The organism is Shewanella sp. MF05960, assembly GCF_050849305.1.
Lineage (GTDB): Bacteria > Pseudomonadota > Gammaproteobacteria > Enterobacterales > Shewanellaceae > Shewanella.
The window spans coordinates 26435-44225 of the sequence record NZ_JBOZPS010000024.1; the positions used below are offsets into that span (position 1 = coordinate 26435).

At 39.9% G+C, this 17791-nt stretch carries 12 protein-coding genes; 9 read left to right on the top strand and 3 right to left on the bottom strand.

The features are described from left to right. The 3 genes from ACROAE_RS18585 (at position 1) to ACROAE_RS18595 (ending at position 3210) form a co-directional block, all read left to right on the top strand. Positions 1-2151, top strand: a complete 2151-nt coding sequence (locus ACROAE_RS18585; RefSeq protein ID WP_432404976.1) for a heparinase II/III domain-containing protein — start codon at positions 1-3, stop codon at positions 2149-2151. Between the two features lie 230 nt (positions 2152-2381). Then, positions 2382-2780: a DUF1801 domain-containing protein gene (locus tag ACROAE_RS18590; RefSeq protein ID WP_432404979.1), complete on the top strand. Its 399-nt coding sequence runs from the start codon at positions 2382-2384 to the stop codon at positions 2778-2780. Between the two features lie 40 nt (positions 2781-2820). Beyond that, complete coding sequence (locus tag ACROAE_RS18595) at positions 2821-3210, top strand: hypothetical protein (protein ID WP_432404983.1); 390 nt, start codon at positions 2821-2823, stop codon at positions 3208-3210. A gap of 198 nt (positions 3211-3408) precedes the next feature. Here the strand turns inward: ACROAE_RS18595 and ACROAE_RS18600 are convergent, their stop codons facing one another. The 3 genes from ACROAE_RS18600 to ACROAE_RS18610 all read right to left on the bottom strand — a co-directional run bounded on the left by ACROAE_RS18600 (position 3409) and on the right by ACROAE_RS18610 (position 7049). Then, entirely contained in the window at positions 3409-4122 is a 714-nt protein-coding gene (locus ACROAE_RS18600; protein WP_432404986.1) for a 3'-5' exonuclease, read from the bottom strand. Next, positions 4122-5987, bottom strand: a complete 1866-nt coding sequence (locus ACROAE_RS18605) for a putative nucleotidyltransferase substrate binding domain-containing protein (RefSeq protein ID WP_432404989.1) — start codon at positions 5985-5987, stop codon at positions 4122-4124. Before ACROAE_RS18605 ends, ACROAE_RS18600 begins: the two co-directional genes overlap by 1 nt. A gap of 348 nt (positions 5988-6335) precedes the next feature. Then, entirely contained in the window at positions 6336-7049 is a 714-nt protein-coding gene (locus ACROAE_RS18610; protein WP_432404993.1) for a FadR/GntR family transcriptional regulator, read from the bottom strand. A 512-nt stretch (positions 7050-7561) separates the two neighbouring features. Here ACROAE_RS18610 and ACROAE_RS18615 point away from each other — a divergent pair. The 6 genes from ACROAE_RS18615 (at position 7562) to ACROAE_RS18640 (ending at position 17757) form a co-directional block, all read left to right on the top strand. Next, a complete protein-coding gene (locus ACROAE_RS18615) occupies positions 7562-8926 on the top strand; it encodes an MATE family efflux transporter (protein ID WP_432404996.1) in 1365 nt (454 codons plus the stop codon). A gap of 151 nt (positions 8927-9077) precedes the next feature. Next, entirely contained in the window at positions 9078-10511 is a 1434-nt protein-coding gene (locus tag ACROAE_RS18620) for a LysM peptidoglycan-binding domain-containing protein (protein WP_432404999.1), read from the top strand. A 231-nt stretch (positions 10512-10742) separates the two neighbouring features. Further along, positions 10743-12779, top strand: a complete 2037-nt coding sequence (locus tag ACROAE_RS18625) for a TonB-dependent receptor plug domain-containing protein (protein ID WP_432405003.1) — start codon at positions 10743-10745, stop codon at positions 12777-12779. Positions 12780-12788: 9 nt separating this feature from the next. After that, complete coding sequence (locus tag ACROAE_RS18630; RefSeq protein ID WP_432405007.1) at positions 12789-13322, top strand: YfiR family protein; 534 nt, start codon at positions 12789-12791, stop codon at positions 13320-13322. Then, on the top strand, positions 13319-15667 hold the full coding sequence (locus tag ACROAE_RS18635) for an ATP-binding protein (protein WP_432405010.1): 2349 nt from the start codon (positions 13319-13321) through the stop codon (positions 15665-15667). Before ACROAE_RS18630 ends, ACROAE_RS18635 begins: the two co-directional genes overlap by 4 nt. Continuing rightward, positions 15664-17757: a two-component system response regulator gene (locus ACROAE_RS18640; RefSeq protein WP_432405017.1), complete on the top strand. Its 2094-nt coding sequence runs from the start codon at positions 15664-15666 to the stop codon at positions 17755-17757. The genes ACROAE_RS18635 and ACROAE_RS18640 overlap by 4 nt, the downstream gene beginning before the upstream one ends. Positions 17758-17791 lie beyond the last annotated feature (34 nt).

A 17791-nucleotide genomic window follows, 5' to 3' on the forward strand; every position in this document is an offset into this window, starting at 1 on the left:
ATGAGTTACCAACCGTTATTGTTAAATTTTGACGAAGCAACACAACTAAGACAGTCGCTCAATACCCAGACGTTATTAGGCAAAGCATTATCCCGTGATATCGCTCAAACTGACGATTATATGGCCACAGTGGGCATTGAAGTACCTGGTCACGGTGAAGGTGGCGGCTATGAGCATAATCGCCATAAACAAAACTACATTCATATGGATTTAGCTGGGCGGTTATTTTTAATCACCCAAGAAGATAAATACCGCAATTACATTGTTGATATGTTGAGTGCTTATGCCACTGTGTACCCAACACTTGAAAGCAATGTCAGCCGTGACAGTAATCCGCCGGGTAAGTTGTTTCATCAAACGTTAAATGAAAACATGTGGATGTTGTATGCCTCATGCGCGTATAGCTGTATTTATCACACCTTAGATGAATCTCAAAAACGCCATATTGAAGACAATCTGCTTAAACAAATGATTGATATGTTTGTGGTCACCTACGCCCATGATTTTGATATTATTCACAATCATGGTTTATGGGCCGTGGCTGCTGTGGGTATTTGTGGTTACGCGATAAACGATCAAGCATCAGTAGACAAAGCACTGTATGGCCTTAAATTAGACAAAGTCAGTGGCGGCTTTCTTGCGCAGCTAGACCAATTGTTTTCGCCAGACGGTTACTACATGGAAGGGCCGTACTATCACCGTTTCTCGTTACGTCCTATTTATCTATTTGCTGAAGCGATTGAACGTCGCCAACCTGAAATCGGTATTTACCAATTTAACGATTCGGTAATTAAAACCACTTCTTATGCCGTGATGTCGACCGCGTTTCCTGATGGCACGTTACCTGCGCTTAATGATTCATCTAAAACCATCAGTATTAATGATGAAGGTGTCATTATGGCCACCAGTGTGTGTTATCACCGCTATGAGCAAAACGATACCTTACTTAGCATGGCAAACCATCAACAAGATGTGTGGGTGCATATATCCGGATTAACCTTGTCTAACGCGGTTCATGATACCAAAGACATTAAACCCTTTAGCTGGGGCAGCTTGTTTGTAACCGATGGCCCAGAAGGTGAAAAGGGCGGCGTGGGCATTTTGCGTCATCGTGATGCAAAAAATGACGATACCATGGCACTGATTTGGTTTGGTCAACATGGTAGCGATCATCAATACCATTCTGCGCTCGACCATGGTCATTATGATGGTTTGCATTTAAGCGTGTTTAATCGTGGCCAGGAAGTGTTACACGATTATGGTTTTGGCCGTTGGGTTAATATTGAACCTAAATTTGGTGGCCGTTACATTCCTGAAAACAAATCATATTGTAAGCAGACCGTTGCACATAATACGGTAACCGTTGATCAAAAAACTCAAAACAATTTTGATACCGCCCGAGCTGAATCTAAATTTGGCCAAAAACACTTTTTTAAAGCAGACGATTCTGGTTTACAAGGTATGAGTGGTCGTATTGCTGATTACTACGATGGCACTGAAATGCAGCGTACGATTATTGTTGCTGACATCGCAGAGTTTGAGAAACCATTGGTTATCGATGTGTATCGCATTACGGCAGATCAACCGCATCAATACGATTTACCTGTGCATCATTCGGGGCAAATTATTCGTACTGACTTTGATTACCAAACAGAAGCAACGTTAAAGCCGCTTGGCGCCGACAACGGTTACCAGCATTTATGGAATGTTGCATCAGGAAGTGTCTCTGGCAGTAGTTTGGTTAGTTGGTTACATGGCAACAGCTATTACAGTCTAGTGTCGAGCGCCACACCAAACAGCAAAGTGATATTTGCACGTACAGGGGCAAACGATCCTGATTTTAACTTGCGCAGTGAGCCAGCCTTTATTTTGCGTCAATCAGGTCAAAATCATGTGTTTGCTTCTGTGTTAGAAACTCACGGTTACTTTAATGAATCGATTGAAGCCTCTGTGGGAGCGCGCGGTTTAGTCAGCAAGGTTGAAGTGGTTGGCCATAACGACAATGCAACCGTGATTAACGTTAGCACCACGAGCGGTCATTGTTACACCATCGCGATTTCAAATCTCAGTGGTGATGCGCTAGAAGGACAGCATACTGTTGAGTTTAATGGTCAAACTTATGAATGGCAGGGGGCATTTGCGGTAGTTTAAAGCCAAATGCTCTGCTAGCTTATAAAAGGGTTGAACATCATGTTCAACCCTTTTTGTTGGCGTTTACAAGCTGATTAGCCATTTGCTGGGTATGCGAATTGTATTCTACTCATTGAACAGTTATGCGGGTTCAAATATTTGCCACTAAATCAAAAATCGGAAATCGTTACATTATTAACGAGATGTCGATTATTCTAATTAAGTTTATTAAGCGTAAAAGGATTTTGAAAATGGATGATATTCAACTCTTTATCTCAAAGATAGACAATAAAGATCGTCTGCATGATGCACATAGTTTGTTATCACTACTTGAAAGTGCATCGGGTTATCAGCCCTATTTAATGGGCAATATTATTGGGTTTGGCCACTACCATTATCACTATGACAGTGGTCGTGAGGGTGACTCTGCGCTTATTGCTTTCTCGCCGCGCAAACAAAATACAGTCGTTTATATCATGCCAGGGTTTGATGAGTATCATGATTTACTTGCTAAGCTTGGCAAACACAAATTGGGTAAATCTTGTCTGTATATTAATAAACTATCGGATGTAAACCTGAGTGTATTAATGCAAATTTCTGAGCTGTCGGTAAAACACATGCAACAAAAATATCAATGTACCGCGAGCTAAAATTACAAAAGCTAAACAAATAAATGGATAGGAGATCCTGATGGCTAATGATGACGTGTTACACATACTTGCTCAATTTGAACTGGTCATTACCCACGTGTTTACCGCTGACAATTTAGCTAGCGCAGATGGCGATAGGGTGCTGATGCAACAACATTTTGAGCAAGAAATTCAAATGGCATTTGCTGAGTGGGACATCGACATTCAGTTCGATAAAAAAATTAAGCATTCTAGTGCACAACACCACAGCTTTTTAGGCCGTTTACAGCGCGACGTTGAATTACAAGCAGATGATATAAAAGCAGTTGAATCACCAAGCGATGATTTAAACACTAATGATTTGATGCTAAATCAGATGAGGTCAGATGTGGATCAATGTTGCGATATGATCCCCTATGAGACAACGCTCGTGTCGTTTCGGGTCTTGTAAATTATAGTTGTTCATTATTGCGTTGAACAATCTCCAATCAAGCGCGGACTAACTCCGATGCCTTACTCTTAAAGCAAAGAACTTAAAAAGAAGAATAAAGAACTTTTTTCGCTCGTGCCACTTGCTGGTTACCATTTTACATTGGTTACATTTAGCCAATGCCTGCATTGTTGTACCACAACCACGTTATGGTTATCTTTATTGACTCATTTTATACAGTTGTCCAAAACGCATTTTATGGTGTGGCTGCAGTTTTTTTTGTTGGGCTAAAAACAGCTCCGCAGTAGATACCGCATCGGCCAATGCATTATGGCTATTGTATTCAGGTAAGTTGTAACGTTCACGAGTACTGGCGAGTGTCAGGTCTATGTCTGGATTATTGACAGACATTGCCATGTGTTTCTCAATACTTAAGGTATCAATCCACAGCAATGGCAATACTGTTAATTGAAAATTCCGTTCCATGTATTTTTGTAGAAATTGTGCTTCAACAATGCAACCGTGGGCAACAAGGATTTTGCCTTTTGAGGCATTAAACAGGGCTTTAATGGCATCGTGAATCGATTCACCTTCATTGAGCATTTGTGGGGTGATGTGATTGATGACTGCGGTAACAGGCTTAATTTGCGACTTTGAATTAATGTAGTGATGTTTACATGATGCCAGATCAATTTGTGAGTGAATAATCTCTACCCAACCAATGGATAAAATGAGGTCATTATCAACATTTAGCCCAGTTGTTTCAAAATCGAGTACTAAATAATCAAACGACTCAGCGGTATCGTTAAGGGCTGGGACCGTTTGAAGTAAATTGTCGTGAATAAAGTCAGGAACATTTTTATTAGATAAAAACTGTTCGCGTTCACGCATTATTCGCATTAAGGGATGGAAATAATGAATAAGTGATTTCATTAACGGCTCCCAAACCTGACTTTTGCCGCATCTTGTAAGTCGGCAATAATTCTAAAAGCATCTTTTAAATGTTTGCGTTCAAAGCTGCCGAAATGATTGGGGTTAATATTGTTATTAGGCTCTTCACCTTGCTTTAATGCCACTAATTGATGGTTAAACCGAAAGGATAATATGAACTTATACGCACCCAATATATTTTTGAATGAATCATCACTGAGCACACCTTTTTCATTGGCGGCTTTAAAGCGTTCATCCGTTGCCGATGAGTCACATTCAACGGCGAGACCATAGATACGGGCGAGGTCAATAATTAAGTTTATGGCGTATTTTTTAACGTCGAGCGTTTTCTTGTTTTCACCAGATTTTTCTAGCACGAGTTTATTAAAAATACCTAATGGCGGATTCGTGTTTACCGCATCCTTGACTAAACTGCTTAAAAATTCGCGGTTATTTTTAATATTGCTGTGGAGTTCGCTGCGTAACTCTGTTTCGTAATCAGCATTGCCATAAATGGTGCGGATTTCAAGAAAAACACTGATATTGAGTAAGCATTCATATTCAGGGTTAGCGACCCATTTTTTATAATATGCTTTCCAGATAGATAATGATTGGCACCATTTTGGTGTCGATGCCATATAGTTGCCTGAACACAGTGAGTAATGACAACTGTCTAAGCCATGAGTGACAAGATTGGCTAAATGTTTAAAGTAGATCTTGTCATTGTCGGTAGCATTGTCGGCTAAGACTATCGCGTTGTCTTGGTCTGAGAGCATATGCACTTCATTTCGTGCATGAGAGCCGGCCACTATCCATGAGAATTCACAAGGTGGTGGGCCTAACTTGTCGATAGCAATTTGAATTAACCGACGATTATAAGCGTCCATAATCATGGTCATCACTTTACCAATGGTTTCTGGGGCGACTTTTCCTTCAACCAGGGCTTCAAATATTGCCTGACGTTCAGGCGTAAAGCTGGCTAATACCGTAGTGCTTCCGGCATATTTGATCTTATCAATTAAGAATATTGCCTGCATACGGTGATTTTGTACCAGATGGCTAGTGGTTAATAAGCCGATGACTTTATTATCTTTTACAACAGGTAAGTTACGAATATTATACTGCATCATTAATGATGCAGCATGCAGCACTAAATCGTCTGGTTTGATGATGTGGGGTGATGATGTCATCACATCTTCAATCGGGCGCTCAACAGATACGCCATCTGCAATTACACGTTTGGTCATATCGCGGTCAGTAATTAAACCGACAATCTGACTGTCTTTATAAATGACTGCACATGAGGTTCGCTGTACATTACGCATTTCATGCGCCACTTTTTTAATACTCATGTCCGCAGTAACAATAGCAATGCGTCCTGTGGCAATATCACCAACTCGACGTAAAAATAACCCTTTCTCTTTGTTAGACCACACAACATCTAAAGCTGACTTTAATCGAACCTGTGCTTGTGAGGCAAAATGTTCTGCTACATGTGGAGAATGTTTAAATAAGGTTTGCAGTGCAGAATGAGGAATTAAGTAGAGCAGGGTATTTTCAATTGCGGTAGCGTAATAGCCTTCGTTATCGTTGACATTCGAATTTAGAAAAGTAAAGCCGAACAGATCTTCAGGTCCTAATCTCGCTCTAAGTACACCATCAGTTTTGCGTTGCTCCATTGAACCCGTGCGAACGATATAGAGTGATTTTTCTTTGTCATCATCATTGAGGTCGACTTTTTCGCCTTTGCCCAAGTAGCTTATTTTAACATGAGCGCATAATTCTCTTAATTCGGCTTTATCAATTTTGTCGAAAGGATCGATCTGACTGATAAAAGTCATGATATTCGGCAGTAAAGATTGTGGCATGATAAAGACCTCTAGCGCTTAATTATTCTAATATACAAACAATTGCCATGATAAAAGCTGATACAAGCATCAGTAGATATCACCGTTTTAGTGTTTTTTGAAAGAGTATTGGCTTGCTGTGTATGACCCCAATAGCGATGAGGTCAAGTTTTTCATTAGGCTATGTGATTGGGTACACCACTCAATAACACACATCGATTGATTGATGATCGATGTGCATTCTTGATTCAGTATGCATTCTTGATTCAGTATGCATTCTTGATTCAGTATGCATTGTTGATTCAGTATGCATTCTTGATTCAGTATGCATTGTTGATTCAGTAATACAGCCGTTCAATACGAAATGAATTAAACAGGGTATTTGTCTTTAACCGTTAATAAATGAGCAGCTGATGCAGCACGAGCTTTGTCACTGTTACCCGCCATAATGGCACTGTATATTTTTCTGTGCTCTTCAATACAGGTGCTGCCATCTTCAGAGGTATGGTGGATAAAGTTTGCAAACATGGTCGTTAAAATATTGCCAAATGGCAGGTAAAATACGTTACCCGTTGCATTAAAGATTAAGCTATGAAATTGTGTGTCAACGTTGGTCCATTGTGCTTGGTCAAATACATCAGCTTTAGCGATATCGCACATTTTGTCGAATATTTCTGACAGCTTCATACGTTGTTCAATGGTGGCATGGCGAGCAGCAAGGGCGCACGCTTCTGGCTCAATTGCACTGCGTAAACCCAAAAATTGCGAACAGAATTCGTCGTTATCAGAAATACCATCCATCCATTCAAGTAATTGAGAATCAAGAAAGTTCCAATATGCCCGTTCAACCACTTTGGTGCCTACTTTCGGTCTCGACTTTAATAAGCCTTTTGACGTTAGCAGTTTAATTGCTTCTCGCAGTGCGGTTCGACTAACACCAAATTGTTCACAGAGATCTAATTCGCTAGGAATAATTGAATTTTGTGCGAGATCACCTGACAAAATCTTCCTTGCTATTTCGCGAGCGACTTGTACATGCAAACTACGCTTTGAGCCAGCAATTGAATCAAAATCACCGATCATATTCATCTCTACTTATTAAAACATACTATTTAAGTACAACTATACACCTAAAAAATCACTATACAAACGAGCAATCTTTTTAAATGTGACATATATGATTTTGTTTAATTTAACCATCTGAAATAGTGATGCAGTACGGATCTGAGTTATCGCTATTACAAGCCTTTATAGCCAAAAGCCTAGGCTGGGTTGAGGTTAAAGCAAACACCAAATTGATGAGTAAATCATTAAGGGCTCACGTTTATTGATGTGTTTCTTAGTGACTACTGTTTTAATTTCATCTAAATTTGATCATAAAATAAAAAAAGATCTGTTAATTTATGTTGATTAGCTTAATGTAATTGTATTACTTAATACTTAGCATTGTTAGCCATCTGTTGTTGACTAACTTAAGTGTCAATCACAGTGGCAGATTATAGTCAGTTCATCAATACTGGAATAATGTTTTAGAGTGGTCAATGTGATTGATAAACAACATGATTTATTTAACATATTTTGTTAGAGGACGTACTGTGTTTTTATCAACGGCATCTCATGCCTACATCAAACGTAATATCTCTTTAGGCTGGCCATTAGCATTAAATGCGCTGTTAATGCAGTCAATGTTGATGATTGATACCTTATTAGTCAGTCCTTTAGGCGAAGTATCATTAGCGGCAATGGGGATTGCCACCACTATTGTGTCATTTATTTTAGGTATTCAAATGGCGCTGGCTAATGGGACTCAACTGGTGATGAGCCGGGCTGTAGGCTCTGGAAGTCAGACCAAACTGGCTAATGCATATTGGTCTGGAATGTTGATTAACTTATTCGTGGCTATCGTGTTTTGGCTATTGCTTTCATGGTTAGATCAAGATTTGATTCATTGGCTAACTGACAATATCACCTTATATGTTGAGATTGGTGCGTACCTTGATTATGCAAAATACTTAGTCTTATTTACTGCCATTACGCAAGTTATTACGGCAATGTTTAACGCGTTAGGCCACAGTAAAATTCCGTTTAAGAGCTATTTGATTGAGTTACCCATTAATGCCTTCGCATCATATTTTTTAATCCATGGCGTGAGTGATTGGCAGGGCTTAGGGGTTGTTGGCGCAGCAATAGGCAGTGTCATCGCAATAAGCTTAAGAATGATATTTTTAACCGTCTGTTTAAAGTACCAGCACGAGTTGGATTTGTCTTTTAGCAGCAAAAAGGCATTATTTTTAAACAATATTAAATTGCATTTCGTTGAGATTTTTCCTGTAGCTGCCAATGTCACTATGTTGTCTATTGGAGCAACAATTTACCAACTATTGTATTCGCAGCTCTCTATCAATGCTTATGCCGCCATTACCGTATTAATGCCCTGGATAAGAGGGGGAACTCAATTTATCACCTCATGGGCGCACGCATCCGCTATTACAATTAGCCAAGCGATTGGGTCAGCAAAACTAGAAAACTTAACCGCAGATGTTGATATCAGTATCAAGATGGCTGTCGTCTTGTCGGTATTGTCTTGCGGTTTATTTTTTGGATTAAGTTTTGTAATTGGTGATATTTATCCAGGGTTAAACCCTGATACCTACTTAGCGTTAGCATCAATAGCCCCTTTATACATACTGTTGCCGTTTATCCGTGGATACAATACGGTGCATGGTCATATATTGCGTGCGTTGGGTAAGACGACGGCGGTATTTAAAATCAATTTTACCGGTCAATGGTTAATCTCAATTCCGCTGTGTGCGTTATTGATTTTGTATTTTGACGCATCCATTTTTTGGGCTTTCGCCGTGATGCCATTTGAAGAAGCAGTGAAAGCTTTTCCCTTTAGATACCTGGCAAGAAAAACCTTAACAGAATTTGACCATAACCAAGCACAAAGGCTGATATAGCCAATTTCGTTGGAGTTAAGCAGGTAAAATTGGACGCTGTGATTTCAATAGCAAGGTTTTTAAATCTGAATTATAATGCCCGACTTTTGCTCAATTTTGCTTACGCTTTAATCAATAAAAACACCGCGTAATATCTGAGGAATACCTTTAATTGAAAACATCTCTCTTCCTTATCTCCGCGGGATTTATGCTGTTAAGCGGGTGCCAAACAGCAACTGTCACCAATGTAGAAGCACAAAAAAGCGTTAATAAATCTAAAAAGTCGACTGAATATAACATCCCCAAATCTTTGGTTCGTCGACAATATAAAGAGTCTGGTGATGTATGGGAACGTATTCGGTTTTCAATGGATATGCCCATACCTGACCAGTACTTAGTCAATCGATATCGCCAATGGTACATTGATAATCCAAAGCACTTAGAGCGAATTTCGCAGCGCGCTCGACCTTTCTTATATTTAATTGTCCAAGAATTTGAACACCGTGATTTGCCGATTGAACTGGCATTGTTACCCATTGTTGAAAGCTCTTTTAATCCTTTAGCGTATTCAAGTGCTGATGCTTCAGGTTTGTGGCAATTTACCTCGCCGATGGCAAGTCACTTTGGTTTAGACATGAACTGGTGGTACGACGGGCGCAAAGATGTGCCTGCCGCAACCACTGCAGCGCTAGATATGTTGGAATATTTGTATATAAAAACCGATAACTGGTTGTATGCACTCGCGGCGTATAATGCAGGTGAAGGCCGGTTGAGAGAAGCTATAAGATATAATGAGGCAAGGGGACTTGATACTGACTTTTGGTCATTAAAATTACCCACTGAAACCAGACAATATGTGCCGCAACTCTTAGCCATTGCCGATGTGGTTAAAAATGCTGAAAGCTACGGCATAAGCCTCAACTCAATTCCTAATAAACCCTTAGTAGAAGTGATTGATGTTGGCAGTCAAATTGATTTAGCCGTCGCGGCTAAGTTGGCTAAAATACCCGTGACACGATTACAGAAATTAAATCCCGGTTTTAATCGTTGGGCAACATCACCACAAGGGCCACATCAATTGGTGGTGCCGGTGAGTAAAGCGCATAAGTTTAAGCAGGCGTTAGCCAATACCGATGTTAATGAACGGGTGAAATGGTACAAATATCAAATCCAAAACGGTGACAATATTACGGTTATCGCACAACGTCATCAAACCAGTGTTGATAAAATTAAAGCCATGAATGACATTAATGGCGATATTATTGTTGCCGGAAAATTTTTATACATGCCACACACGGCATCGCAAGTCATTTTAGATGTTGAATTAGCCGCATCGAAATCAGCGGCAAAGAAAATACATCAAAAACAGACCGACAATACGCCAGTACAACCGCTGTTAACCTCTGTATCATCCAGCACAGCTATCCAAACGGGGCACACAGTACAATACGGCGATACCTTATGGAGTATTGCAAGAGTTTATAAAGTGAGTGTAGAGCAAATTATCAGTTGGAATAACATGACAGATAGAGACAAGCTCACAGTAGGTAAAACCCTCAAATTTTATCATCAGGTAAACCATACAAACCCGCAAATACGCCTGTAACTAAAGTGACAACCTAAGTCGCGAATGACTAACGTGATTTGGGTTGTTTATTGCTGAGTTCACATTTTTGGCATTTTTACAGCATGTTTAACTGAAAACTCCCTTTAAATTAATAAAAATCATACCCTAAGACATACATTTATGGTTTGTTAGTGTAAATTAATTGTATAAATGTATAAGTTTATTCATAAACTTTCACATACTAGTTAATTTTTCGAGGGCATTATTGAAATGTTGAAATTGAATGTGTTTCCTTACTCTGCGTTAGCGGTTTTATGTGCAAGTTCCACTGTTATGGCGCAAGAATCAAATTCATTAGACCTCAGTTTGCAAGAATTGATGAACGTAGAAGTCACATCGGTTTCAAAACAAAAACAGTCTTTATCCAATTCTCCCGCTGCTATTTATGTTCTTACTAACGATGCTATCCGCCAGTCTGGCGCGACATCCATCCCTCAAGCTCTGCGTGATGTACCTGGCTTACATGTTGCCCAAATTGACGCTCAAAAGTGGGCTGTCAGCAGCCGTGGCTTTAATGGCCGGTATAACAACAAACTCCTAGTGATGATGGACGGTCGAACGCTTTATTCCCCTGCGTTTTCAGGGGTGTATTGGGAAGTACAAGATACCTTAATGGCCGATATTGAACGTATTGAAGTTATTCGCGGCCCTAGTGCTGCATTGTGGGGTGCCAATGCGGTTAATGGTGTTATTAACATTATCACTAAACACAGTGCAGATACGTTAGGAGGCTATGCTGAGCTTGGTGCGGGTGATTATGAACAAGGTTTTATCGGTGCACGATACGGCAGTAAGCTATCAGACAATACGACCTCGAGAATGTATATAAAAGGCAATAGTCGTGACTCTTTAGACCATAAGCCAAATGATCTCGACAGTTCACTGATTGATGCTGCTGCGACCGTCGATAAAAATAATGATTGGCGCCATTTACAGTTAGGTGGGCGGGTTGATATTCAGCTTGAAAACGACACGAGCCTGACGTTAAGCAGTGATTATTACACAACCAAAATGCAACAAGCATCCAATGTCGCCTCGATGGATCCGCCGGTATACCGTGAATTTTATTCAGAAGAAGTTGAGAGCGAAGGGTTTAATTTATTATCTCGTTACACTAAAGCGTTGTCGGCTACCTCAGAATACACACTGCAAACCTATTACGATTTTGCCGACAGAGACGAAGAACTTTATCATTTACGCACCAATACTGTAGATGTTGATTTTCAACATCAGCTCATCGTTGGTGAAGATAATAATATCGTTTGGGGCTTAGGTTACCGATATATAAGCGATGATTTTAGTTCAATGCCTATTTTAACCAGCACTGAACCCGATTCAACAACAACGCATTTATGGAGTGCATTTATAAGCGACGAAATTGCCTTAGTGGATGATGCTCTTTGGTTAACGTTAGCGTCACGCTTTGAGCACAATGATTATACTGGATTTGAAGTTCAGCCCAATATTCGATTAATGTGGCAAGTCGATACTAAAAACAGTGTTTGGACTTCAATTGCCCGTGCAGTGCGAACGCCTTCTCGTGTTGAAAATAACTTATCAGTTAATGCACTTAATATTCCGCCATCGGATGTATCACCCCCAGTTAAAGTGTTTGTTGTGGGCAGTGATGATTATCAATCGGAAGAAATAGTCTCTTATGAAGTTGGCTACCGCTTTGTACCCGCTAAAAAATGGTCTTTTGACACCACATTTTTCTATAATACTTATGATAAATTACGCAGCACCTCTGTTGGCACAACTGATTTTAGTGCTTTTCCGAATTACCTTTCACAATACACTGTCTTTGAAAACCAATATGATGGCTACAACTATGGCGCCGAATTGTCGTCAATGTGGGCTTTGACCGATTTTCTGCAATTACGCATTAACTACAGCTATATTCAAAACGAATTTGGTGACATCTTAGGCCAAAATACTCAAGCGCCGCAAAATATGGTGTCAACCATGATTGATTGGAACATAACCGAACACATTGATTTTAATATTGTATGGCGTTTCATTGACAGCACAGAGTTACTCACCGGTAACGGATCGAGCTTTAAAAGCATTGATGGCTACACGGGGGTTGATATTGGTGTTAGCTGGGCGGTAACGCCTAAGCTGATGCTATCTGCATACGGTAAAGATTTATTTTATTCATCACACCTTGAATATGAGGCAGAAAGTATTTTGCTGCCTTATCAGGTCGGGCCAAGTTATTTTGTTAAAGCAAGCTTGAGCTTTTAAGCATTATTTATGAAAAAAGATAACATTTATCGACAGCTACTTTATTTATTAATGGCGATACTGGTGCTGTTTTCTGGTCCAACAATCGCCGAGGACTCGTTTGCCTTAAAAGCAGCATTTACCTATAACTTTGCTAAGTTTACTCAATGGCCTCAAACACGTCTTGAACAAGATTCTGCATGGAAAATTTGTTTTTATGGTAATCAATACCGAGACAGCTTTAAGGGGCTTGAGAATAAAAAGATAGCGACACACGCCATTTCGGCTATTCAATTATCAGAAACCAGCCCAATAGATCAATGTGATGTGGTGTTTATCGACTCAGGCTCACGAGAGCTAACACGACGGTTATTTTTGGCTGTAGACAGTAAAGCAATTTTAACCGTGTCGGATATTTCTGGTTTTGCTGCACAGGGCGGCATGATTGAAATTGTAGAACAAGATAAACGACTATTTTTCAAAGTGAACATGCAAGCGATAGAACAATCTGGCTTAAATATAAGCTCACAGGTCTTAAAGTTAGCGCTTGAGGTAAAACGATGAGCATAATCAATTTTTCTTCTATTCGAACCAAGCTTATTTGTTCAATGCTTGCGATTGCCGTCATCGTCATTGCGATAATTTCTACCGCGTTAATTAGCCAACAATTTGCCATTACCAAACAAAAAGCGGAGCAAAACTTAACCGTGCTCAGTGATATTGTTGCGAGCAACAGTTTATCTGCGGTGATATTTAACGATCCCAGTTCGGCCGAGAAAACCTTGTCTGCTTTAGTTGCTCAACCTGACATTATCAATGCGGTAATTTATGATCCACTGGGGCACATTTTTGCGGTGTACTCTAGCAATACACAACATGAATCGAACATACAAACAGAGCAATTCTTAGATGTAGTGTCGAGTAAGAAAAAACACATTACGTTTAGCCATGGTGCTGTACATTCGTATACGCCAATACTCTCCGAAGGTGAGTTTGTAGGCATGCTTCGCATTACCGACAATATGAATACTTTATCAAAACAGCTTGATGATTACTTATTGTTAGTGGTTTCAGCCAGTGTGTCGGCTTTTTTTGCCAGTTTATTGGTGATGTTTTGGTTGCAGTCGTTATTTACTAAGCCGATGAACACACTTTTAGCTGTGATTGAACAAATTTCAAACAACAAAGATTATAGCCAGCGAGTCAGCATAAAATCTCATGATGAATTTTCACAACTTGCTGATAGTTTTAACGTTATGATTGCTGAGGTTGACACGCGTGGCCAACAATTAGAAACCATTAACCGTGAATTAGAACATCGTGTAAGCGAACGTACCTTTGAGTTACAACAAACGTTAGAAATCGCCAAAAATGCCAATCTGGCTAAATCTGAATTTTTGGCAGTAATGAGTCATGAAATAAGAACACCACTTAATGGCATTATTGGTTTTTCAGATTTACTTAAATCCTATGATTTGAATAAAGACGTCACTAAGACTGTAGATATGATTAACGATTCAGCGCAAACGTTATTGGTATTGTTGAATGAGGTATTAGACTTTTCTAAAATCGATGCCAACAAAATGGATTTAGACATACGTGAATTTAATCTTCCTGATTTAGTCCATTCAACCTGTCAATCGCATCAAGTTGTCGCACACAATAAAAACCTCACATTTACAGTTGATATCGAACCATTAACGCAATTGAGCTATTTAGGTGACTCTGTTCGGATCCGTCAAATTATTAACAACTTCATTTCTAATGCGATTAAATTTACTCGCCAGGGAGGAATAACGGTTAAGGTTAGTGAACATATTGAGGGCTCAGATACCGTAATCAAATTCACCGTTAATGACACGGGGATTGGGATTTCTGACACTAAGCTAGAATCAATTTTTACTCCGTTTACTCAAGCAGATAACTCCATTACCCGCGAATTTGGGGGCACAGGTTTAGGCTTAGCCATTTGCCAGCAACTGATTGTATTAATGAATGGTCGCTATGGTGTTGAAAGCACTGTTAACAAAGGCAGTGTATTTTGGTTTAGCCTTCCGCTTGTCGCTGTTGATAGTTCATCTGAGCCCGTGAGCGAACTGTTTAACAATACGATTAGCGAAGCCATTTACCGTAAAACGTATGTCCTAGTCGCTGAAGATAACGTCGTCAATCAATTAGTGGTTAAAAGCTTGTTAGCCTCTTTAGGCCATGAATGTGAAATCGTAGATAACGGCGAAGAGGCGATTAAGCGGGCTAGTGAGAAAAAGTTTGATGTGATTTTTATGGATTATCATATGCCCGTAGCTGATGGGATAGCGGCAACAGAAGCCATCACGAATCAAGGCCCTGAGGGTGTAAACTTTACCACGCCCATTATTGCGCTAACCGCTGATATACAACCTAATGTAAAACGTCAGTTTCGAGCAGCAGGGGCAAAAGACACCTTACTTAAACCGTTTACCAGACAAACCCTTAGTGACTGCTTAAATAAATGGGTATTTGACTCTGTCCAGACATTAGCCCAAAACGATAAACCAACCGATGATGAGCCACAGATTTTTGTCGAAGGTCCTCTCAATGACATTATGCAAATATCGCCAGATGATTCAGTGGAACTGGTGAAAACCATTATTGATATTTATATTAACAGTACCCCGACATTGATCAGCGATATTACACTGGGGCTCGCAGAGCAAAATGCCGATAAGGTGTTTAAAGCGGCGCATTCGTTAAAGTCTAGTTCTGCTAATTTAGGCGCGAGTAAAATACAATGTTTAGCCAGTCAAATTGAGTTATTGGCTCGCAATACCCAATTAGATGAAGCCACACCGCTAGCAGCATCGCTTGACACTGTATTTGAACAAACTCAACAAGCGTTAATGCAAAAGATTGAGGAGTTGAGTCAATGACGCACAATGTAATACATGATGTCATTTTAATTGTGGATGACGATCCCGTCATTCGCATGCTAATGCGCCGTGCATTGAATCCGTCGATGACACATATTCTTGAAGCCAGCAGTGGTGAAGAGGCTATAGAATTATTCAGTTTGCACTTACCCGACCTTATTTTACTTGATGTCTCTATGGATAAAATGGATGGTTTTGAATGCTGCTCTGCTATTAGGGCTATGCCAGAAGGTGATAATGTTGCCATTATTATGGTGACAGCTTTAGACCAGCCAGAAGACATTAAAAAAGCATTCGATGTCGGTGCCACTGATTTTATGACTAAACCTGTCAAATGGCCTTTGTTGAATCATCGGATCCACTATGTCCTAAAAGCCAATAAAACCATTAAAGAACTGACTAAAAGTAAAAATCGATTGGCCAGGGCACAAAGCATCGCCCACTTAGGCTCTTGGGAATGGGATTTTAAGCATCAAACACTGGATTGTTCTGACGAAGTGTATCGCATGATTGGAATGCAGCCGCAAGAACGCGAACTCGACTTTGCTAATTTAATTGAAATTATTCATCCAGACGATCGTGAGTTTTTGACTAAAACACTTAAAAACGCTTTAAAAAACAAAGTGTCCTATGATATTGAATATCGAATATTAAATGGTAGTGGTGAAGTGATAACGTTACATGACAGAACCGATATCACCGATGATTTTACAGGGCAGCGTTTAAACGGCACGTTACACGATATCTCTAACCGTAAAAAATCGGAACAAGAAATTGCCTATTATGCTTATTTCGACACATTAACTGACCTGCCTAATCGACGGAAGTTTTTGGTTCAATTAGAATCAGCTATCGCATTAGCAAAGCGCCATGGAACAAAATTAGCCTTACTCTTTATCGATTTAGATCATTTTAAACGCATTAATGACACCTTAGGGCACAAAGCGGGTGATGAATTACTCTGTGAAGCAGCTAAACGCATTAAAATGTCGATACGTAACACTGATGAACTGAGCATTGGTAATAATCAAGTCGACTTTGACAATGAACATATTGCACGCTTAGGTGGCGATGAGTTTACCCTGTTATTAACCGAACTGACCACATTTGATAGTGTTGCTATTATTGCTCAACGCATTATCGACGAGTTGTCTAAGCCGTATTTTATTATGGGTAAACAGACCTTTATCTCTGCTAGTATTGGTATTTCGTTTTATCCAGATGACGGACTCACTGGCGATATACTGCTACAACACGCCGATACAGCAATGTATGAAGTTAAAAATAATGGTAAAAATGGTTATCAGCTTTTTTCTCATGACATGCACAAGTCATTAATGGACAGATTGCAACTGGAGGCAGAACTGAGAGAAGCGATTATCCTCGGCGATCAACTCCAATTACATTACCAACCTCAAGTGAGCTCATTAAACGGTAAAGTTATCGGTTACGAAGCATTACTGCGCTGGAATCATCCCACCAAAGGCATGTTGTCGCCTTTTGATTTTATGGCCATGGCAGAGAGCAGTGGATTAATCATTCCTATCGGTGAGTGGGCGTTAATTGAAGCCTGTAAAAAAGCCAAAAAAATCCACGCTGCCGACAGTAATTTTACTCGAATGGCGGTTAATTTATCTGCGCTACAATTTAATCACGCCAACATTGTCGACCACGTTAACAATGCATTGTTGCTAACATCGCTTCCAGCCCATTTACTTGAACTTGAAATTACTGAATCCGCCATTATCAGTAACGTAGACGATGCCATTGCATTATTGTTTAAACTCAAAGAACTCGGCGTTCTTTTGGCTATCGATGACTTTGGCACGGGTTACTCGTCACTCAACTATTTAAAGAACTTTCCAATCGACACCTTAAAAATTGATAAATCATTTGTCGATGGCATTGTTAATAATCCAAAAGATGCCGCCATCGCACGCACCATCGTCCAACTCGCACTAAACCTAGGGTTAGGCACAATCGCTGAAGGGGTAGAGCACGAAGAGCAGTATGAATTATTAAAAGCGATGGGATGCAATGATTTACAAGGCTACTTATACGGAAAACCACTCGCACTCGACCTGTTTTAATACTGGTAAAACAGTGTCTATGCCTTTCTGTTTG